The organism is Bacteroides mediterraneensis (genome assembly GCF_016900355.1).
Classification (GTDB): Bacteria; Bacteroidota; Bacteroidia; order Bacteroidales; family Bacteroidaceae; genus Phocaeicola.
Genome location: NZ_JACJKA010000024.1, coordinates 40,329 through 56,657 on the forward strand (window position 1 = coordinate 40,329; position 16,329 = coordinate 56,657).

Here is a 16,329-nt window from a genome sequence, read left to right on the forward strand (position 1 = left end):
CCTATTATTCCTCCTTTTCCTGTTCCAAATCAAGTTCCCGCATCAGTCGGCTGCGGCCCGGCACACAGAAGAGTGAAGCCACCAGCAACATACCCACACACAGCAGACTGGTCAGGTTGAACGTAGAGTAATACACCGTCAGGTTGAACAATACCGGAGCCAGCAACAGAGCCAGGCGAATTTCACACCAGCGGCGGTAACTCACCAACGCTTCCGGCAATGACAACTCACGGACCCGTCGTACCAGTGACAAGCTGAACATACGCAACGACAACGGTATCATGCAGACTGCCAGCAGAATCCCCACCGTCTGCAAGATGTATTCGGCACGCGCATCCCCTACCCGGCTTCCCTGAAGCAGGATATCCATCTCATACAATACACACCACACTGCTGTCAGTATCCAGAATAAGGCGAATTCTACCTTCAGCAAACGGAGCAAACGAATGATTTTCTTTTCCATGTGTTTCTTTTCTATGAATTAAAGGGTTCCGGTAAATGCCACACGGTTCACAATAGAGCGTCCCAGTGTCACCTCGTCCGTATATTGCAATTCATCGCCGATGGAGATTCCACGGGCAATCATCGTAATCTTCACATCATATCCGGCCAGTTTCCGGAAAATGTAGAAGTTGGTCGTATCGCCCTCCATGGTAGAGCTCAGTGCCAAAATCACCTCTTTGATGGTGCCTGACTTCACCCGCTCCACGAGGCTGTCTATCTCCAGGTCGGAAGGACCGATGCCATCCATGGGTGAAATTACCCCTCCCAACACATGATACAGTCCACGATACTGCTGGGTGTTCTCCACCGCCATCACATCGCGTATGTTCTCCACCACACACACCGTGGTCGCGTCGCGCGAAGGGTTGGAACAGATACGGCACACGTCCGTATCGGAAATGTTATGACACACCTTGCAATACTTCACTTCTTTTTTCAGCGTGGAAATGGCATTGCTGAACGCTTCTACCGTAGCATTATCCTGGCGCAACAGATGCAAGACCAGCCGCATGGCCGTTTTCCGCCCAATACCGGGAAGCTTGGCAAACTCTCCCACTGCCTTTTCCAATAAAACGGAAGGATATTGTTGATTCATGCTTGTTTTCTTTATTTACGGAAGGCAAAAATACGGATAAAATCCTTTGGCTGTATGCAGGGAAAGAGAAAAACGATTACCTTTGCATCAAACAACTCAATTTCAACCTATGGACATTACCAGCGCAGAGTTTGTCGTAAGCAACTCACGGGCCGACATGTGCCCACAGACCCATTTACCGGAATATGCCTTCATCGGGCGTTCCAACGTGGGGAAATCCAGTCTCATCAACATGCTGACCAAGAATCCCAAACTGGCCATGACTTCATCCACGCCGGGAAAGACCTTGCTCATCAACCATTTTCTCATCAACCAGGAATGGTATCTGGTAGACCTTCCCGGTTATGGCTATGCCCAGCGGGGAAAGAAAATGATGGAGAAAATCCAGAAACTCATTGAATATTATGTACTGGAACGGGAGCAACTGACCTGCCTTTTCGTGCTGGTAGACAGTCGTCTGAACCCTCAGCGCATCGATCTGGAGTTCATCGAATGGCTGGGCGAAAATGGCATTCCCTTCGCTTTGATTTTCACCAAGGCCGACAAGCAAAGTGCGGGAAAGACCAAAAGCAATGTCAGCCGTTACCTGGAGAAACTGAAAGAGCAATGGGAAGAACTGCCTCCGTATTTCGTATCTTCTTCTGAGAAGAAAACGGGACGAGAAGAAATCCTGAACTACATCGAACAAATCAACCGCTCCCTTCAGGAACAAACTGAATAGGCGTTTGCATAACTTGTCAAAAAGTAGACAATCAAACAGCATAAAAAAATCCTCCTGCATGAGTCTTTATTAGAAGATCGCATGCAGGAGGATTTTTCAATCCACTATAATGAATAAAGCTAAATTCACGCTCAACGGGAAAATACGATGTTTCCCTCTTTGCTCACATCCAGCCGCACGTTGTAGCACGAAGCACCGTCGGGAATACAAAGCGTAGCCACATAGCGATATCCGTTTCCATCCACTTTCACAAAATCCATGTCGCTCAGAATGGCACTGTTCAGAAAATCAGCTGGAACCACACGCTCAAACATTTCTTTCTTGATATCCTTGGAAAACAGCCGTTCCTTTCCTTTGTACACACAAATATGAATAATATTGTCGTAATATATATTCTCTACCGGAAGTCCTTCCTCATTGACGCTTAACAGTGTCACCCGTTTCTTGGTAGGATTGATATAAGCATAGCCTCTGTAGCGTTCTCCCCCATACAGGATGACCGAATCTTTCTGATACACTTCATTCTCCGTTTCACGCACAGGTACCACCGTTCCGAACGACAGCGTGTCCGACTCGGCTTTGTGTAAACTGACCACTTCCCCTCTCGAGGTACGATAGCGCAAGCTGTACGCTTTCTGTTCCTCTATGAAATAATAAATCGGACGGGCACTGTGAATGGTCATCGTGTCATGACGCACGCTAAAAGGCATGGGAGCATTGATCTGACTGGCATAATAAATACTGTCGCCCTGGATTTTAAATAAGGGAGCCTCCGTATTGTCGTCCAGCCAGATACCCTGCAGCAACTGCATGGCCTCCTGGTCTTCTTCCTGCTTTTCCGCTTCCTTCTGCTGAGGAGATATACATCCTACCATCAGGCCCATCCCCCCTAAAAGCATTATCAAGCCTGTTTTTTTCATGCGTCAATGGATTTCTACATTTACCGGCGGCAAAAATACAACAAATTTAAATTCCAACCGAAAAATGCTCCTTTAAAGATGCCCCACGTAAAAGAAAAATGTATTATTTTTGCATTATGATTGAATTGGCAAAACACATAGAAGTATTACTGCTGGAAAACGATTGTGTCATCGTTCCCGGCTTAGGAGGATTTATTGCCCACAGACAGCAGGCTGTCATTTCCCCAACGGGAGAATTTCAGCCGCCGCGCCGTACCGTTGGATTCAATCCGCAACTGGTAATGAACGACGGACTCTTGGTCCAGTCGTACATGCAGGCTTATAACACCGACTTTCCCGATGCAACCCGCCGGATTGAAAAGGTAGTCACAGAAATGAAAGACCAGTTGTACCAGCAGGGACAGGTCATCCTGCCTCATGTAGGTACAATTTATTATAATATGAATGGAGGCTATACTTTTGAACCGGCTTCCTCTTCTTTCTTTACCCCAGGACTGTACGGACTGGAAACCTTCACGCTGCCTGCGTTGAAAGCACTTCCCGCAACCGAACCGAAGGAATACAAACTTCCAGAAATCAACCGTCCTGCCAATGAGAAAAAACGGCATTTCTCTCTGCGTCATTTCACACGCAACGTAGTAGCTATTGCAGCCGCCGTATGCTTGTTCTTCGTATTGTCTGTTCCGGTAGAAAATACCTACATGGACGATGCCAACTATGCTTCCCTCGGTTCGTTCAGCATGTTTGATGCCATCCGTAACCAGTCGGTAGCCACCAGCATACAGACGACATCACAGACTGCTCCGCAAAAGAAAGCCCAGAAGCAGAAAAAGGCCCAGCGAGTGCGTAACAATGTCAATACATTAAAGCCTGTTGTAGTCAAAACGGAAAAAATTGCCGCAGCACCGGCAGCCCAAAAGGAGACTCAACCTGCGGTAAAAAAGACTGCACCGGCCCAACCGGCAGCCACTCCTGCACCTGCCATAGCTACAGGAAAGAAAAAGGCTTACATCATTGTAGCCAGTCTGACCACCCACAACGATGCACAGCAGGAAGTGAAAAGACTGCAAAAAAAAGGATACCCGAATTGCAAAATACTGGAAACCGACGGACGATTCCGTGTGGCACTCGACGGGTACGCCAACTCGGGAGAAGCCTATAAGAAAGTACAAGAATTGCGCAACCAGGAAGAATTTAAAAGCGCCTGGGTTTTCACTTCAAAATAAATACGCTTTTTTAAACAAATGAAAAGAGTAAGATGCCCCAAATGTGACAATTTCATCCAGTTCGATGAAACCAAATATAAAGAAGGACAGTCACTCGTCTTTATTTGTGACAACTGCAAGAAGCAGTTCAGCATCCGTATCGGCAAATCCAAACTGAACGCAGCCAACCGCAAGGAAGAGGTGGTAGATGAAAAGGAAGGCGTACAGGATTACGGTAACATTCTGGCCGTAGAAAATGTATTTGCCTATAAACAGGTTTTGCCGCTGCATGAAGGTGATAACCTCATCGGACGCCGTTGCAAGGGAAATGACATTGACATTCCCATCGAGAGCAACGACCCGAGCCTGGACCGCCGTCACTGCTACATCAACGTCAAAAAAAACAAGCAAGGAAAAATCATTTATACGCTTCGTGATAACGACAGTATCACGGGGACTTTTCTGATGAACGAAATACTTGGCCCGAAGGACCGCGTCCGTATTGAAGACGGAGCTGTCATCACCCTCGGTGCCACGACTCTGATTCTGAGAGCGGCAGAAGGACAAACGAAAGAATAATCTCCGCTAATTTTCTGAAACAGACTATTTAGGATAACTATATTACACTAACAAACCTTTTACTCAATTATGGCTTTTACAAACAACGTAATGATTGTCCGGCACAAACTGCTGGAAAACCTGGTTGCTTTATGGAAAGAAAATCAATTAGTAGAGAAAATCGACCGCATTCCTTTGGAAATCAGCCCGCGCCGTTCACAACCGGTGGGACGCTGCTGTATCCACAAGGAACGTGCCGTGACTAAATATAAATTGCTCCCGTTGCTGGGTTGGGATATGACCGACGAAACGGACGAGCTGACTCCCCTTTCTGAATATGCCCGCAAGACACTGGCCCGCAAAGAGAGAATCAAGGAAAATATTCTCTGCGTCATCGACGAGGCTTGTTCTTCCTGCGTACAGGTAAACTACGAGGTAAGTAACCTTTGCCGAGGCTGTGTAGCCAGAAGTTGCTACATGAACTGTCCGAAAGGTGCCGTGCATTTCGACAAGAAAACCGGTCAGGCACGCATTGACCATGACAAGTGTATCAGCTGCGGTATTTGCCACAAGAGCTGTCCGTATCACGCCATCGTCTACATTCCGGTACCGTGTGAAGAAGCTTGTCCGGTAAAAGCCATCAGCAAGGACGAACACTACATTGAGCACATCGACGAAAGCAAGTGTATCTACTGCGGTAAGTGCTTGAACGCCTGCCCGTTCGGCGCCATTTTCGAAATTTCTCAGGTATTCGACGTACTGGAAGCCCTCCGTAAGGGTGAAGAAATGATTGCCATCCCGGCACCGTCTGTATTGGGACAGTTCAACGCCACTATCGACCAAGTGTACGGAGCCTTGAAAGAAATGGGTTTTGCCGATGTAATTGAAGTGGCTGAAGGAGCCATGCATACTACCAGCAACGAGGCACACGAATTGCTCGAAAAGCTGGAAGAAGGACAGAAATTCATGACTACTTCCTGCTGTCCATCGTACATCGAGCTGGTCAACAAGCATATTCCGGCCATGAAGCCTTATGTATCCAGCACCGGTTCTCCGATGTATTACGCAGCCCGCATCGCCAAACAGAAATATCCGAATGCCAAGGTAGTCTTCATCGGCCCGTGTATCGCCAAACGAAAAGAGGCACAGCGCGACGAATGTGTGGACTATGTGCTGACCTTCGAAGAACTCCACCCGATGTTCCGCGGATTGGGCATCGAATTGGAAAAAGCCAATCCGTACAAGGTAGCCTACGAATCAGTTTGCGAGGCGCACGGATTCGCACAGGCTGGCGGTGTAGCTGGAGCAGTAAAAGCTTACCTGGGTCCGAAAGCCAATGGCATCAAGATCATGCAGTTCTCCGACTTCACGAAGAAAAATATCGGTGTGCTCCGTGCGTATGCCAAGACGGGTAAGGTAGATGCACAGTTCATTGAAATGATGGCCTGTGAAGGTGGATGCGTGACCGGTCCGAGCGCACACAACGATCCGGTAGCCGGCAAACGCCAGTTGAACCAGGATTTGCTGAAACGTACCCTCAAGTACGAAAACAGCCATCAGGAAGAATAATCCATGAAAGAATTAATAGAACGCCTTTACCGGGAGCAGACACTGGCTCCCGGTGAATTGCGTACCCTTCTGCTGGAGTGCCGGGGGGAAGACCTCGACTTTCTCATGCAAAAGGCACGAGAGGTGGCTCAAAGCCATTTTGGCAATAAAATCTATATTCGCGGCCTCATCGAAGTAGGCAACTGCTGTCATAACGATTGCCTGTATTGTGGCATCCGGAGAAGCAATCGCCACCTGGAACGCTACCGACTGGACAAGGAGACCATTCTGGCCTGCTGCCGGCACGGATATGAACTGGGATTCCGCACCTTCGTACTGCAAGGAGGCGAAGACAACTATATGACCGATGAACGGGTCACCTCAATAGTGACTGCTATCCGGACGGAATTTCCCGATGTGGCCATCACCCTTTCACTCGGTGAACGCCCCACTGTCTCCTACGAACGTTTTTTTCAGGCGGGAGCCAACCGCTACCTGCTACGCCACGAAACGCACAACGAAGCCCATTACCGCCGACTGCATCCCGACAGCATGTCACTGTCCAACCGTTTGCGATGCCTGGACGACCTGAAACGCATCGGATTCCAAACAGGAACCGGCATCATGGTGGGAAGTCCGGGACAAACCGTCGACAACTTGGTGGAAGACATTCTTTTCATTGAGCAGTTCCGCCCTCAGATGATTGGCATCGGACCTTTCCTGCCGCATCACGACACCCCCTTTGCTTCCTGTCCACCCGGAAACCTGACACAAACTCTGACGTTGCTCTCCATTTTCCGGCTAATGCATCCGCAGGCACTGATTCCTTCGACCACCGCACTGGCCAGCCTCACGCCCGACGGACGGGAAAAAGGCATACTGGCAGGCGGTAACGTGGTGATGCCCAACCTTTCGCCGGTGGAACAACGGAAGAAATATGCCTTGTACGATCACAAAGCCTCCATGGGTTCGGAAGCCGCCGAAGGATTGCGCCTGCTGGCACAACGGCTGGCAGCCATCGGATATGAAATAGATAAAAGCCGCGGAGACTATCCCGGCAAGACATTATAACCTACATTACAACTATGTACAAGATTGATTCTCAAAAGGCAGAAGAATTTATCTGCCACGAAGAAATTCTGGATACCCTGGCATATGCCCAAAGCAAAAGCCAGGACAAGGAACTGATACGTTCCATCATTGAAAAGGCTCGCTTGTGCAAGGGACTCTCCCACCGCGAGGCCGCCGTACTCTTGGAATGCAACGACCCGGAACTGGTGGAGGAAATCTACCATCTGGCCCGTGAAATCAAGCAGAAATTCTACGGTAACCGCATCGTGATGTTCGCCCCACTGTACTTGTCGAACTATTGCGTGAACAGCTGTACCTACTGCCCCTACCACGCAAAGAATAAGACTATTGCCCGCAAGAAACTGACGCAGGAGGACATCCGCCGCGAGGTCATCGCTTTGCAGGACATGGGACACAAACGTCTGGCACTGGAAGCTGGCGAAGACCCTATCCACAACCCGCTTGAATACATCTTGGAATCTATCCAGACCATCTACAGCATCAAGCACAAAAACGGCGCCATCCGACGGGTGAACGTGAACATTGCTGCCACTACGGTAGAAAACTACCGCCGTTTGAAGGAAGCCGGTATCGGCACCTATATCCTGTTCCAGGAAACCTACCACAAGGAGAACTACGAGAAACTTCACCCCAGAGGTCCGAAGAGCAACTATGCCTACCATACGGAGGCCATGGACCGCGCCATGCAAGGAGGTATTGATGACGTGGGCATCGGCGTATTGTTCGGCCTGAACACCTACCGCTACGATTTTGTGGGACTGTTGATGCATGCTGAACACCTGGAAGCAACCTACGGCGTAGGCCCGCACACCATCAGTGTGCCCCGTATCTGCTCGGCCGACGACATTGACGCCTCGACCTTCGAGAATGCCATCTCCGACGAGATATTCCAGAAGATTGTCGCTGTGATCCGTATCAGTGTGCCTTACACCGGTATGATTATCTCTACCCGTGAATCGCAGCGTTCACGCGAGAAGGTGCTGGCCCTCGGTGTATCACAAATCAGCGGAGGTTCCCGCACCAGCGTAGGAGGCTATGCAACCGAAGAACTGCCGGAAGAGAACTCGGCCCAGTTCGACGTGAGCGACCACCGCAGCCTGGATGAAATCGTGGCCTGGCTGCTGAAACTGGGCTATATCCCCAGCTTCTGTACGGCCTGCTACCGCGAAGGACGTACGGGCGACCGTTTCATGTCGCTGGTCAAGACCGGACAAATTGCCAACTGTTGTGCGCCCAATGCCCTGATGACGCTTCAGGAATATCTTTATGACTATGCCTCACCGGAAACACGCCGTTTGGCAGAAGACATGATCCGCAAGCAGATGGAAGAGATTCCCAATCCCGCCATCCGCAAAAGAGCGTTGGAAAATCTGGAACGAATTGCCGAAGGGAAGCGCGACTTCCGTTTCTAAATGTAGGACTTAAAGACTGATTAGACGTATGAACGATACTCCCCGTGCCAACCGACTGCACATCGGTCTGTTTGGCAAACGTAATGCCGGAAAGTCGTCGCTGATCAATGCTCTGACGCATCAGGACACGGCCCTTGTGTCGGAAATTCCCGGCACGACTACCGACCCGGTTTTCAAGGCCATGGAAATCCATGGCCTCGGTCCTTGCGTATTCATCGATACGGCCGGATTTGATGACGAAGGCGAACTGGGCGAACTTCGCATCCGACAGACACAGCGTGCGCTGGAAAAGACCGACATTGCCCTGATGGTCTGCACCGACGACCATTTGGAAGAGGAGCTGCACTGGCAGCACCTGCTGAAGGAAAAGAACGTACCCATCATTTGGATATTGAACAAATGTGACCAACTGCCCGACGCCGAGCAGACCATGCGCCGAATTGAAAAGCAATGTGGACAGGTACCCCTGCTGGTGAGCACCCTCACCGGACAAGGGCTGGACGACATTCTGCGCAGCCTCCGGAACAAGTTGCCGGATGAAACCATGGCACAAGGCATCGTAGGCCGGCTGGTGGAAGAAAACGACACCGTCATGCTGGTCATGCCGCAGGACATCCAGGCCCCCAAAGGCCGCCTCATCCTGCCGCAGGTACAAACCATCCGGGAACTGCTGGACCGCAAATGCCTGGTGATGAGCTGTACCACCGACAAAATCGATGCCATGCTGGCCGCTCTGGCTCGTCCGCCGAAACTGATTATTACCGACTCACAGGTGTTCCGCACGGTGTATGACAAGAAACCAGCCGAAAGCCGGCTTACCTCCTTCTCCGTCCTCTTTGCCCAATACAAAGGCGACATCGACTACTACCTGGAAGGAGCCAATGCCATTGCCCGGCTGACCCCGGAATCACGGGTACTGGTTGCCGAAGCATGTACACATGCCCCGCTGGCAGAAGACATCGGGCGGGTAAAAATTCCGAACATGCTCCGCAAGCGTATCGGCGAAAGCCTGCAAATCGACATCGTATCAGGCACGGACTTTCCAGAAGACCTGACCCCGTACGACCTGATTATCCACTGCGGGGCCTGCATGTTCAACCGAAAATATGTGCTGAACCGCATTGACCGAGCCCGCACCCAGCAGGTTCCCATGACCAACTACGGAGTGACCATTGCCTACTTGGCGGGTATTCTGAATAAGATAGATTACTAATACATTCTTCTATACAAAAAGGAGTGCCACTTACCTTCCGGTAAGCAGCACTCCTTTTCATTCATATCATTCATACTACTAAAGATTAATACACCGTTACTCGCTCAATCTCTTCAAAGCGTGGAAAGAGCAGATTGTTCTCCAAATGAATATGCTCGAACAAAGCATCCACAAACGCCTCCAGTTCCTGCATCAGCAGACGGTAGCTGCCACAGCCATCCTGAGGCACGGAGAAATGATTCGTCAACTGAATGATGTGCAAGTAGCGGTTCCCCTCTCCTTCGTGCTCCATCTTCATCACTCGGATAGGATTGGAAATCGTACCACAATGCATCGGTGCCATACGCTGTCCTTGTTCCTTCGCCGCATACAGCTCATAGAGATACGGGAATAACACATTCTCCTCTTTCTGCAAGTGCATCTCCAAATCTTCCAGCGACTCGCTCACCAGTGCTTTCAGTTCGTGCAGCTCCGGATGTGCTTCCCCATGCACACGCTCCACCTTTTCCAGCAACGCCAGCAACTCCGGTCCATTGGCACGAATGCCACGGTGGTGTATCTTCAGGATGTAATCCATCAGCAAGTCCAGCGGCCATGAAGCAAACGGAATCCGTCCGTTCCCAGCCTCTTCCTGACGCGTCAATGCCTGCTCCACTTCTTCCACCGACAAGTTCAAATCAGCACAAGCCTTTTCCAACGTCACCTCGCCATGACAGCAGAAGTCGATGCCATATTTCTTGAACACTTTCGCTGCGGCAAAGTCATCGGCTACAATTTGTCCCACACTCGTATATTTCCAATCTTTCGTTTCCATATTCTTTTCTTTTTTATTGATTACGGGTGCAAAGATAGTCCCCACACTCCAGAAACTTTGTCACCTATGTGACACCAACCTATAACGAAAGTTAAACCCGTGTTCTGCGGAAAAGAAGTGACACCGTATGCAGAAAAACACTACCTTTGCAGGCACGTAAAAAAAACAGAACAGTAAGATGAAAACAAAAGACATGCCTATACTCCTGCTCACCGGTTATCTGGGAAGCGGGAAAACCACTTTATTGAATTATTTGCTGAGCAACCGCGAAGGAATCAAGTTTGCCGTCATCGTGAACGACATCGGTGAAGTCAACATCGATGCAGAACTGATTCAGAAAGGCGGTATCGTGGGCCAGAAAGAAGACAGCCTCGTGGCCCTGCAGAACGGTTGTATCTGCTGTACCCTCCGCACCGACCTCATCGAACAGATTTTCGAGCTGATGAAAATGCAGCGTTTCGACTACATCGTCATCGAAGCCAGTGGGGTCTGTGAACCGGAACCTATTGCCCGTACCATCTGCTCCATTCCCCAGCTGGGCGGAGCCTATACCAAATACGGAACCTGCCGCCTCGACAACATCGTGACGGTGGTCGATGCCCTTCGCCTGCAAAGCGAATTTGACTGTGGCAAGGAACTGACCCGCAAGGACCTGGAAGAAGAGGACATTGCCAACCTGCTGATTCAGCAGATAGAATTCTGTTCTACCATCCTGCTGAACAAAGCTTCTGAAGTCAGCCCGGAAGAATTGGCCCGTATCCGAAGCATCATCCGTAACATCCAGCCCCGTGCAGAAATCATCGAATGTGACTATGCGAAAGTGGATTTGAACAAGATTGTCGGTACCCACCGTTTTGACTACGAAAAGGTAGCGACTTCTGCAGCCTGGATTCACGAAATAGAACGTCCGGTGACCGAGGAAGAAGAGGCCGAAGCCCATTCCCACGAAGGACATCACCATGACCATGATCATGAGGAACACGATCATGACCACGAGCACGAGGCGCAAGAACATGAACACGAACATGGACATCATCATCACGACCACGAGCATCATCATGACGAAGGCGAAACGGAAGAATACGGTATCAGCAGCTTTGTATATTACCGCCGTCCGGCCTTCGACATCCATAAGTTCGACCGTTTCCTGGCCACCAAATGGCCGCGCAACGTGATTCGTGCCAAAGGGGTATGCTACTTTGCCCACAACCGTGACATGTCGTACCTCTTCGAACAGGCCGGACGCCAGAAACAAATTACGGAAGCCGGACTCTGGTATGCCACCATGCCCGAAGACGAACTCATTGAAATGATGAAACGCGAACCCGGACTGGTGAGAGACTGGGACGAGCATTACGGTGACCGCATGCAGAAGATTGTCTTCATCGGCCAGCACCTCGACAAGGAACAGCTGATAAAAGACCTGGATGCTTGTCTGGAATAACTTGAAACGAACTGAATAAAAATATGCCTTCCTGAATCCGCCGGTCAAGCGCATCAGGAAGGCATACTTTTTTCACCTTATATATTATCGACCTTTACAGCCGCTGCTCAATCTACCTCCTGCAACTGGTTCTTTGCGGTGGTATCCACTTCCTGCAACGTGCATTTCCGCAAGACCACCTGCCTTGCCTGCTTGTTCTCCGGCAAGTCAATCCCCGTCAGACGAATATCACTTACCCGGTCGAACACAAAAGCCGGACGGAAATCATCTTCCTGCAAACGCAGCTTGATGTGACGCATCTGAATCCCTTTCACATGGCGCACATAAAATCCCCATGAAGGCAGTTCCTCAAACATGGTAAACTCCGGATATCCCTTTTCATTTTCAGGCACATCCTTCAACCGGCTCACCGACATGTAAGCCATTCCCCGCGTAGCACGGCCCGGATACACAATCTCGATGTTCTCCAACGTCACATCTTCAATGTCATGCCCTGGTATGCCTGAAATGGAACTGGGGAACGGATTATGGAAGAACGTCACCGAAGGTCCCCGCAAGTCATAATTAAGGTCCGGACGGCCAAAAGGCACTTCCACATATACATTCTTAATAGACACATGACGCAAGTACCCCGGCTGGTCTCCCGAGCGATGTCCCAGACGAATAAAAATCGCATTGCCCGTGTTCACCGCATGCACATTGGATACCTGTACATGCTCAATCTCCGCTCCATCGACCGACTCAATGGCAATGGCCGAACGGTAAGTATCCTTTACCCAGATACGGTCAATCTTCACATTCTTGAATCCGCCGAGTGATTCCGTGCCAAACTTGATGGCGCTGGCACTGCTGATGATGTGACAGTTGGAAATAGAGACATCGTCATTCCAAGCCCCCCGGTTGTGCGACTTCAAGCAAATGCCGTCATCAGCTGAATTGATGTAACAGTTCGAAATACGCACCTTCTTACAATCGCTGATGTCAATCCCGTCGTTGTTCCAATAAGCCCGGTTTTCGACATGCAGACTGTCCAAAGTAAGGTCAGTGCACAAAGAGAACGACAATCCCCACGCGGCACTGCTTCGGAGATGGGCATTGCGAATCTCCACCCCACGACATCCACGAATGAAAAGAAGTTTCGGACGCGTATTCGGACGCTTGCGGTATGTGTTATAATGCTTATCCACCAACTCTCCCGTATGATGCAGACTATCAATCGTCAAGGCCAGTTCTCGGCCTTGTCCATCGATAGATCCTTCTCCCATGATACCAATATTTTCAGCTCCTTCCGCATAAATCAGTGCCTGGTCAAAATGGTCATCGTTCACCTTCAGCTCCTTCTCCGTGCTGAAACCCGGATAATCATACGGACTCGTGCTTCCCAACAGCACCGCCTCCTTCTCCAGGTAAAGCATCACATTCGATTTCAACTGCAAACTACCGGTGAGATACCGTCCGGCCGGGAAATACAACTGACCGCCTCCTGAGACATGCAAATTATCGATAGCCGCTTGCAGGCTATCCGTATTCAGTGTTTTTCCATCGCCCACCACTCCGTGCCGGAGCACATTATATTCAATTGCCGTAGCCGTATTCGTCCACGAGAACAGGCCACACAAAACAAGAAACAAGGTTTGTTTTTTCATGGTATATCTGTCTATTTACGGGTAAAAATACACATTTCATCAGACAACCACCCTATCATCCGTCTATAAAATAGCTGTATCCACTAAATTTTTTCACTTAAACCCATAAAAAAAGCGTCTTTTTGAGACACTTTGCTTGCCCCCAAAAGACGCCATTCAACGGCCTCCGCCTTGCTTACAAATACATTCTGTCGAGCAATGACAGGCCCGCCTTTGTCTTGAAGATTTTTTCCCGTACCTTCCGAACAGCTTCTACCGGCAGGCTGTCTTCATAAATATTGACCAGGAAATCGGCTTCCACCAAAATCTGATAATCCATTCCCTCTATACAATCATACGTGTGGTGATGTCCCACCAGCCAACATATCCGTTCAATCTGTGCTTCAGAGAAGGTGCCCATCTCGGTCAGCAATTTCCGGGCCTCCGCCGGACCTTCCTGTTCTTGGTGCTTACCGTCGCACACTCCGTACTTCTTTTCAGAAATCCGGATACCAATATCGTGTACAATGGCGGTCGCTTCCAAAATCAGTTGTGTAGCCGCATCCAATCCCTCTGACAAACCAATCATCCGGGCAAAGTAATGCACCTTAATGAGATGCTGTATCCGTTTCGGGTCACCCTCATTGTAGGTCACCATCCGGTCTGACAATTCATGCAACTGCCAGTCGGCTGTTTTTTTCTCGTTTGTTTCCATATCTTGTAGTTCTAAATCCTCTCTTTATTCATTGCATGCCTCAGCTATGTGCTTGATGATGCCGGGACCTTCGTAAATAAAGGCTGAATATACCTGCACCAGATGAGCCCCTGCCCGTCGCATCATCTCTGCCTCATGTGACGTCATCACTCCTCCGGCACCAATCAACAACATCTCTTTGGGGGCATGAGCCGACAAATATTTCATCACCTCCACCGACTTATGGATGACCGGAAGTCCACTGATACCTCCCGCACCTACCTGAGTCACCTCTGCCTGACTGGAATGAATCAACAGCGAACGGTCTTGAGTCGGTCCCGTGGCAATAAACCCATCCAGATGATGCTTCTTCGCAAAGGTAATGATACCCTCCAATTTCTCCAAAGGCACATCGGCCGGAAGTTTCAGAAATACCGGTTTTTCCAAACGCTGTCTGTCTGCTTCAAGCGCTTCCAGCACTCCTGCCAGCACTTCAGGAGTCATGCTGCCCCAGTTCATCGTATAGTAATCTGCATACCGACTGAACGCCTCATACAAACTTGTAATATCCGCTGCGGCCCGTTCACCGTCAGCCGGTGTATTAGTATTGATGTTAACTCCTAAAATGTATTTTCCTTCCCGCTTACGTTGCAAGTTTTTCAGAACGACTTCTTTTCCAGGATTGTTGAAACCCGTACGCGACACCAATGCATGGTCTTCCGGCAAACGGAAAATACGCGGGGCAGGATTTCCAGCCACTTTTTCCGGAGTCACCGTTCCGACTTCCAGAAATCCGAAACCCAAATCACTCAGTTCGTCAAAGCAACTTGCTTCCTTGTCAAACCCAGCAGACAAGCCCACCCGATTGCAGAAAGTCAGATTCCGCCATTGGAACGGAGCTGCCTTCGGACGATAGTAAGCACGTATCATTCCTTTCACCAACGGAAGATGACGATACACATGAAGCAAAGAAATAATCTGGTTGTGAATCTTTTCCGCATCGATACGGAACAACCAAGGACGAAGAATGGATTTGTACATAATCGTAATTTTTTAGTTTCGTGGCGCAAAAGTACGACATCTCCCTGAAATTCCCTCATAAAAAAAGTTATCCCCTATTACCAATCTTGTTCTCTACTATCTAATCAGCAAAAATGTAACTTACTCATACTTAATAGCAAATTTTACATGGTCTCCTGTATCTAATAACATCATCCAATGGTACCCGTATCACATCTCCAGAACATCGACTTAAACCTTTACAATCACTATATTTATGGAATACCTCCGAGTTAGGTCCTGTACATATATAGACTGCTATCTCTTTATCTGTTTTTTCGTCTTTCCCGCCATTTCCTCCGATTGACATAGTAAACAGTAAAGCACAAGAAGTAAAAATAAAAGATAGGATATAATTAATCTTTTCATTTTGTATTATACATCCAATGACAAAGTTTGTACAAAAATTCAAAACAAACAATACAAATGCAATCGCTGAAGCAAGGAATAATAGAATAGGAAAATAGTACCATTTATCTGTACTGATGTTAAACGCCCCACTTATATAATGTGATGCAATCATTATTATAATCGCAACAAACAAATATTTTAAATAAACATAAAGACAACCTTTGTTTTCTCTCATGGTTCAATATTATAATTCGTTATCATGCTCTTCAGAAGAATTATCAAGATAGTAAAAACTTGTGTACATAAGTCCTACATACCAAAACATTTCACCTCCTTTTGACTCATCATACGTTACAGTTAATGAACAAGCATTTGTATTGTCTAAATAATATGAATATATGCCATCACTTCCATCACTTTCAGCAGATCTATATTTGTTATACTTATTAGACTTTATATAGATTAATTTATTATATGACTCATTTTGTGCGTGATTCTGAAGTTGTGTAATCCACAAGCAATAAGAATCACCATATCTTCGAAACCGAATTTATGGCATCTGAATCGTTCTTTA

16 protein-coding genes are annotated in these 16,329 nt (G+C 48.6%); 8 read left to right on the plus strand and 8 right to left on the minus strand.

Going from position 1 to position 16,329, the window contains the following annotated elements; translation table 11 throughout:
- Positions 1–4: 4 nt before the first annotated feature.
- Together H6A28_RS12050 and recR are read right to left on the minus strand one after the other, a co-directional pair.
- Positions 5–463 carry a hypothetical protein gene (locus tag H6A28_RS12050; RefSeq protein WP_204476874.1) on the minus strand — a complete coding sequence of 153 codons (459 nt, stop codon included), beginning with the start codon at positions 461–463 and terminating at the stop codon, positions 5–7.
- An 18-nt stretch (positions 464–481) separates the two neighbouring features.
- Positions 482–1,099, minus strand: coding sequence for a recombination mediator RecR (gene recR, locus H6A28_RS12055; protein ID WP_204476872.1), 618 nt, complete (start codon positions 1,097–1,099; stop codon positions 482–484).
- A gap of 109 nt (positions 1,100–1,208) precedes the next feature.
- Here recR and yihA point away from each other — a divergent pair, with 109 nt between their 5' ends.
- A complete protein-coding gene (gene yihA / locus H6A28_RS12060; protein WP_204480572.1) occupies positions 1,209–1,820 on the plus strand; it encodes a ribosome biogenesis GTP-binding protein YihA/YsxC in 612 nt (203 codons plus the stop codon).
- 131 nt (positions 1,821–1,951) lie between these two features.
- Here the strand turns inward: yihA and H6A28_RS12065 are convergent, their stop codons facing one another.
- Positions 1,952–2,740, minus strand: a complete 789-nt coding sequence (locus H6A28_RS12065; RefSeq protein ID WP_204480573.1) for a DUF4738 domain-containing protein — start codon at positions 2,738–2,740, stop codon at positions 1,952–1,954.
- Between the two features lie 116 nt (positions 2,741–2,856).
- Here H6A28_RS12065 and H6A28_RS12070 point away from each other — a divergent pair, with 116 nt between their 5' ends.
- From H6A28_RS12070 to hydF, 6 genes are all read left to right on the plus strand, one after another.
- Positions 2,857–3,966: an SPOR domain-containing protein gene (locus tag H6A28_RS12070; RefSeq protein ID WP_204480575.1), complete on the plus strand. Its 1,110-nt coding sequence runs from the start codon at positions 2,857–2,859 to the stop codon at positions 3,964–3,966.
- Between the two features lie 18 nt (positions 3,967–3,984).
- Entirely contained in the window at positions 3,985–4,524 is a 540-nt protein-coding gene (locus tag H6A28_RS12075; RefSeq protein WP_204476864.1) for an FHA domain-containing protein, read from the plus strand.
- 69 nt (positions 4,525–4,593) lie between these two features.
- Entirely contained in the window at positions 4,594–6,072 is a 1,479-nt protein-coding gene (locus H6A28_RS12080; RefSeq protein ID WP_204476862.1) for a 4Fe-4S dicluster domain-containing protein, read from the plus strand.
- A gap of 3 nt (positions 6,073–6,075) precedes the next feature.
- Positions 6,076–7,122 (plus strand): [FeFe] hydrogenase H-cluster radical SAM maturase HydE, encoded by a 1,047-nt coding sequence (hydE, locus tag H6A28_RS12085; RefSeq protein ID WP_204476860.1) that lies wholly within the window; start codon positions 6,076–6,078, stop codon positions 7,120–7,122.
- Positions 7,123–7,136: 14 nt separating this feature from the next.
- On the plus strand, positions 7,137–8,555 hold the full coding sequence (gene hydG, locus H6A28_RS12090) for a [FeFe] hydrogenase H-cluster radical SAM maturase HydG (protein WP_204480577.1): 1,419 nt from the start codon (positions 7,137–7,139) through the stop codon (positions 8,553–8,555).
- A 28-nt stretch (positions 8,556–8,583) separates the two neighbouring features.
- Complete coding sequence (gene hydF / locus H6A28_RS12095) at positions 8,584–9,768, plus strand: [FeFe] hydrogenase H-cluster maturation GTPase HydF (RefSeq protein ID WP_204480578.1); 1,185 nt, start codon at positions 8,584–8,586, stop codon at positions 9,766–9,768.
- A gap of 85 nt (positions 9,769–9,853) precedes the next feature.
- Here hydF and ric read toward each other — a convergent pair whose 3' ends face one another.
- Positions 9,854–10,582: an iron-sulfur cluster repair di-iron protein gene (gene ric / locus H6A28_RS12100; protein WP_204480580.1), complete on the minus strand. Its 729-nt coding sequence runs from the start codon at positions 10,580–10,582 to the stop codon at positions 9,854–9,856.
- Between the two features lie 178 nt (positions 10,583–10,760).
- Between ric and H6A28_RS12105 the strand changes: the two genes are divergently transcribed.
- Positions 10,761–12,026 (plus strand): CobW family GTP-binding protein, encoded by a 1,266-nt coding sequence (locus H6A28_RS12105; RefSeq protein ID WP_204480582.1) that lies wholly within the window; start codon positions 10,761–10,763, stop codon positions 12,024–12,026.
- A 107-nt stretch (positions 12,027–12,133) separates the two neighbouring features.
- Here H6A28_RS12105 and H6A28_RS12110 read toward each other — a convergent pair whose 3' ends face one another.
- From H6A28_RS12110 to H6A28_RS12125, 4 genes are all read right to left on the minus strand, one after another.
- Positions 12,134–13,672, minus strand: coding sequence for a glycoside hydrolase family 28 protein (locus H6A28_RS12110; protein ID WP_204480584.1), 1,539 nt, complete (start codon positions 13,670–13,672; stop codon positions 12,134–12,136).
- A 175-nt stretch (positions 13,673–13,847) separates the two neighbouring features.
- Complete coding sequence (locus H6A28_RS12115) at positions 13,848–14,366, minus strand: HD domain-containing protein (protein WP_204480585.1); 519 nt, start codon at positions 14,364–14,366, stop codon at positions 13,848–13,850.
- A 24-nt stretch (positions 14,367–14,390) separates the two neighbouring features.
- Positions 14,391–15,386, minus strand: a complete 996-nt coding sequence (locus H6A28_RS12120; RefSeq protein ID WP_204480587.1) for a quinone-dependent dihydroorotate dehydrogenase — start codon at positions 15,384–15,386, stop codon at positions 14,391–14,393.
- A 130-nt stretch (positions 15,387–15,516) separates the two neighbouring features.
- A complete protein-coding gene (locus H6A28_RS12125; RefSeq protein ID WP_204480589.1) occupies positions 15,517–15,990 on the minus strand; it encodes a hypothetical protein in 474 nt (157 codons plus the stop codon).
- Positions 15,991–16,329: the final 339 nt, after the last annotated feature.

What these genes read in the sequence shown, in the direction of transcription:
- H6A28_RS12050 (WP_204476874.1), bottom strand. Translation starts at nt 463, where the DNA reads ATGGAAAAGAAAATCATTCGTTTGCTCCGTTTGCTGAAGGTAGAATTC.
- recR (WP_204476872.1), bottom strand. Translation starts at nt 1,099, where the DNA reads ATGAATCAACAATATCCTTCCGTTTTATTGGAAAAGGCAGTGGGAGAG.
- yihA (WP_204480572.1), top strand. Translation starts at nt 1,209, where the DNA reads ATGGACATTACCAGCGCAGAGTTTGTCGTAAGCAACTCACGGGCCGAC.
- H6A28_RS12065 (WP_204480573.1), bottom strand. Translation starts at nt 2,740, where the DNA reads ATGAAAAAAACAGGCTTGATAATGCTTTTAGGGGGGATGGGCCTGATG.
- H6A28_RS12070 (WP_204480575.1), top strand. Translation starts at nt 2,857, where the DNA reads ATGATTGAATTGGCAAAACACATAGAAGTATTACTGCTGGAAAACGAT.
- H6A28_RS12075 (WP_204476864.1), top strand. Translation starts at nt 3,985, where the DNA reads ATGAAAAGAGTAAGATGCCCCAAATGTGACAATTTCATCCAGTTCGAT.
- H6A28_RS12080 (WP_204476862.1), top strand. Translation starts at nt 4,594, where the DNA reads ATGGCTTTTACAAACAACGTAATGATTGTCCGGCACAAACTGCTGGAA.
- hydE (WP_204476860.1), top strand. Translation starts at nt 6,076, where the DNA reads ATGAAAGAATTAATAGAACGCCTTTACCGGGAGCAGACACTGGCTCCC.
- hydG (WP_204480577.1), top strand. Translation starts at nt 7,137, where the DNA reads ATGTACAAGATTGATTCTCAAAAGGCAGAAGAATTTATCTGCCACGAA.
- hydF (WP_204480578.1), top strand. Translation starts at nt 8,584, where the DNA reads ATGAACGATACTCCCCGTGCCAACCGACTGCACATCGGTCTGTTTGGC.
- ric (WP_204480580.1), bottom strand. Translation starts at nt 10,582, where the DNA reads ATGGAAACGAAAGATTGGAAATATACGAGTGTGGGACAAATTGTAGCC.
- H6A28_RS12105 (WP_204480582.1), top strand. Translation starts at nt 10,761, where the DNA reads ATGAAAACAAAAGACATGCCTATACTCCTGCTCACCGGTTATCTGGGA.
- H6A28_RS12110 (WP_204480584.1), bottom strand. Translation starts at nt 13,672, where the DNA reads ATGAAAAAACAAACCTTGTTTCTTGTTTTGTGTGGCCTGTTCTCGTGG.
- H6A28_RS12115 (WP_204480585.1), bottom strand. Translation starts at nt 14,366, where the DNA reads ATGGAAACAAACGAGAAAAAAACAGCCGACTGGCAGTTGCATGAATTG.
- H6A28_RS12120 (WP_204480587.1), bottom strand. Translation starts at nt 15,386, where the DNA reads ATGTACAAATCCATTCTTCGTCCTTGGTTGTTCCGTATCGATGCGGAA.
- H6A28_RS12125 (WP_204480589.1), bottom strand. Translation starts at nt 15,990, where the DNA reads ATGAGAGAAAACAAAGGTTGTCTTTATGTTTATTTAAAATATTTGTTT.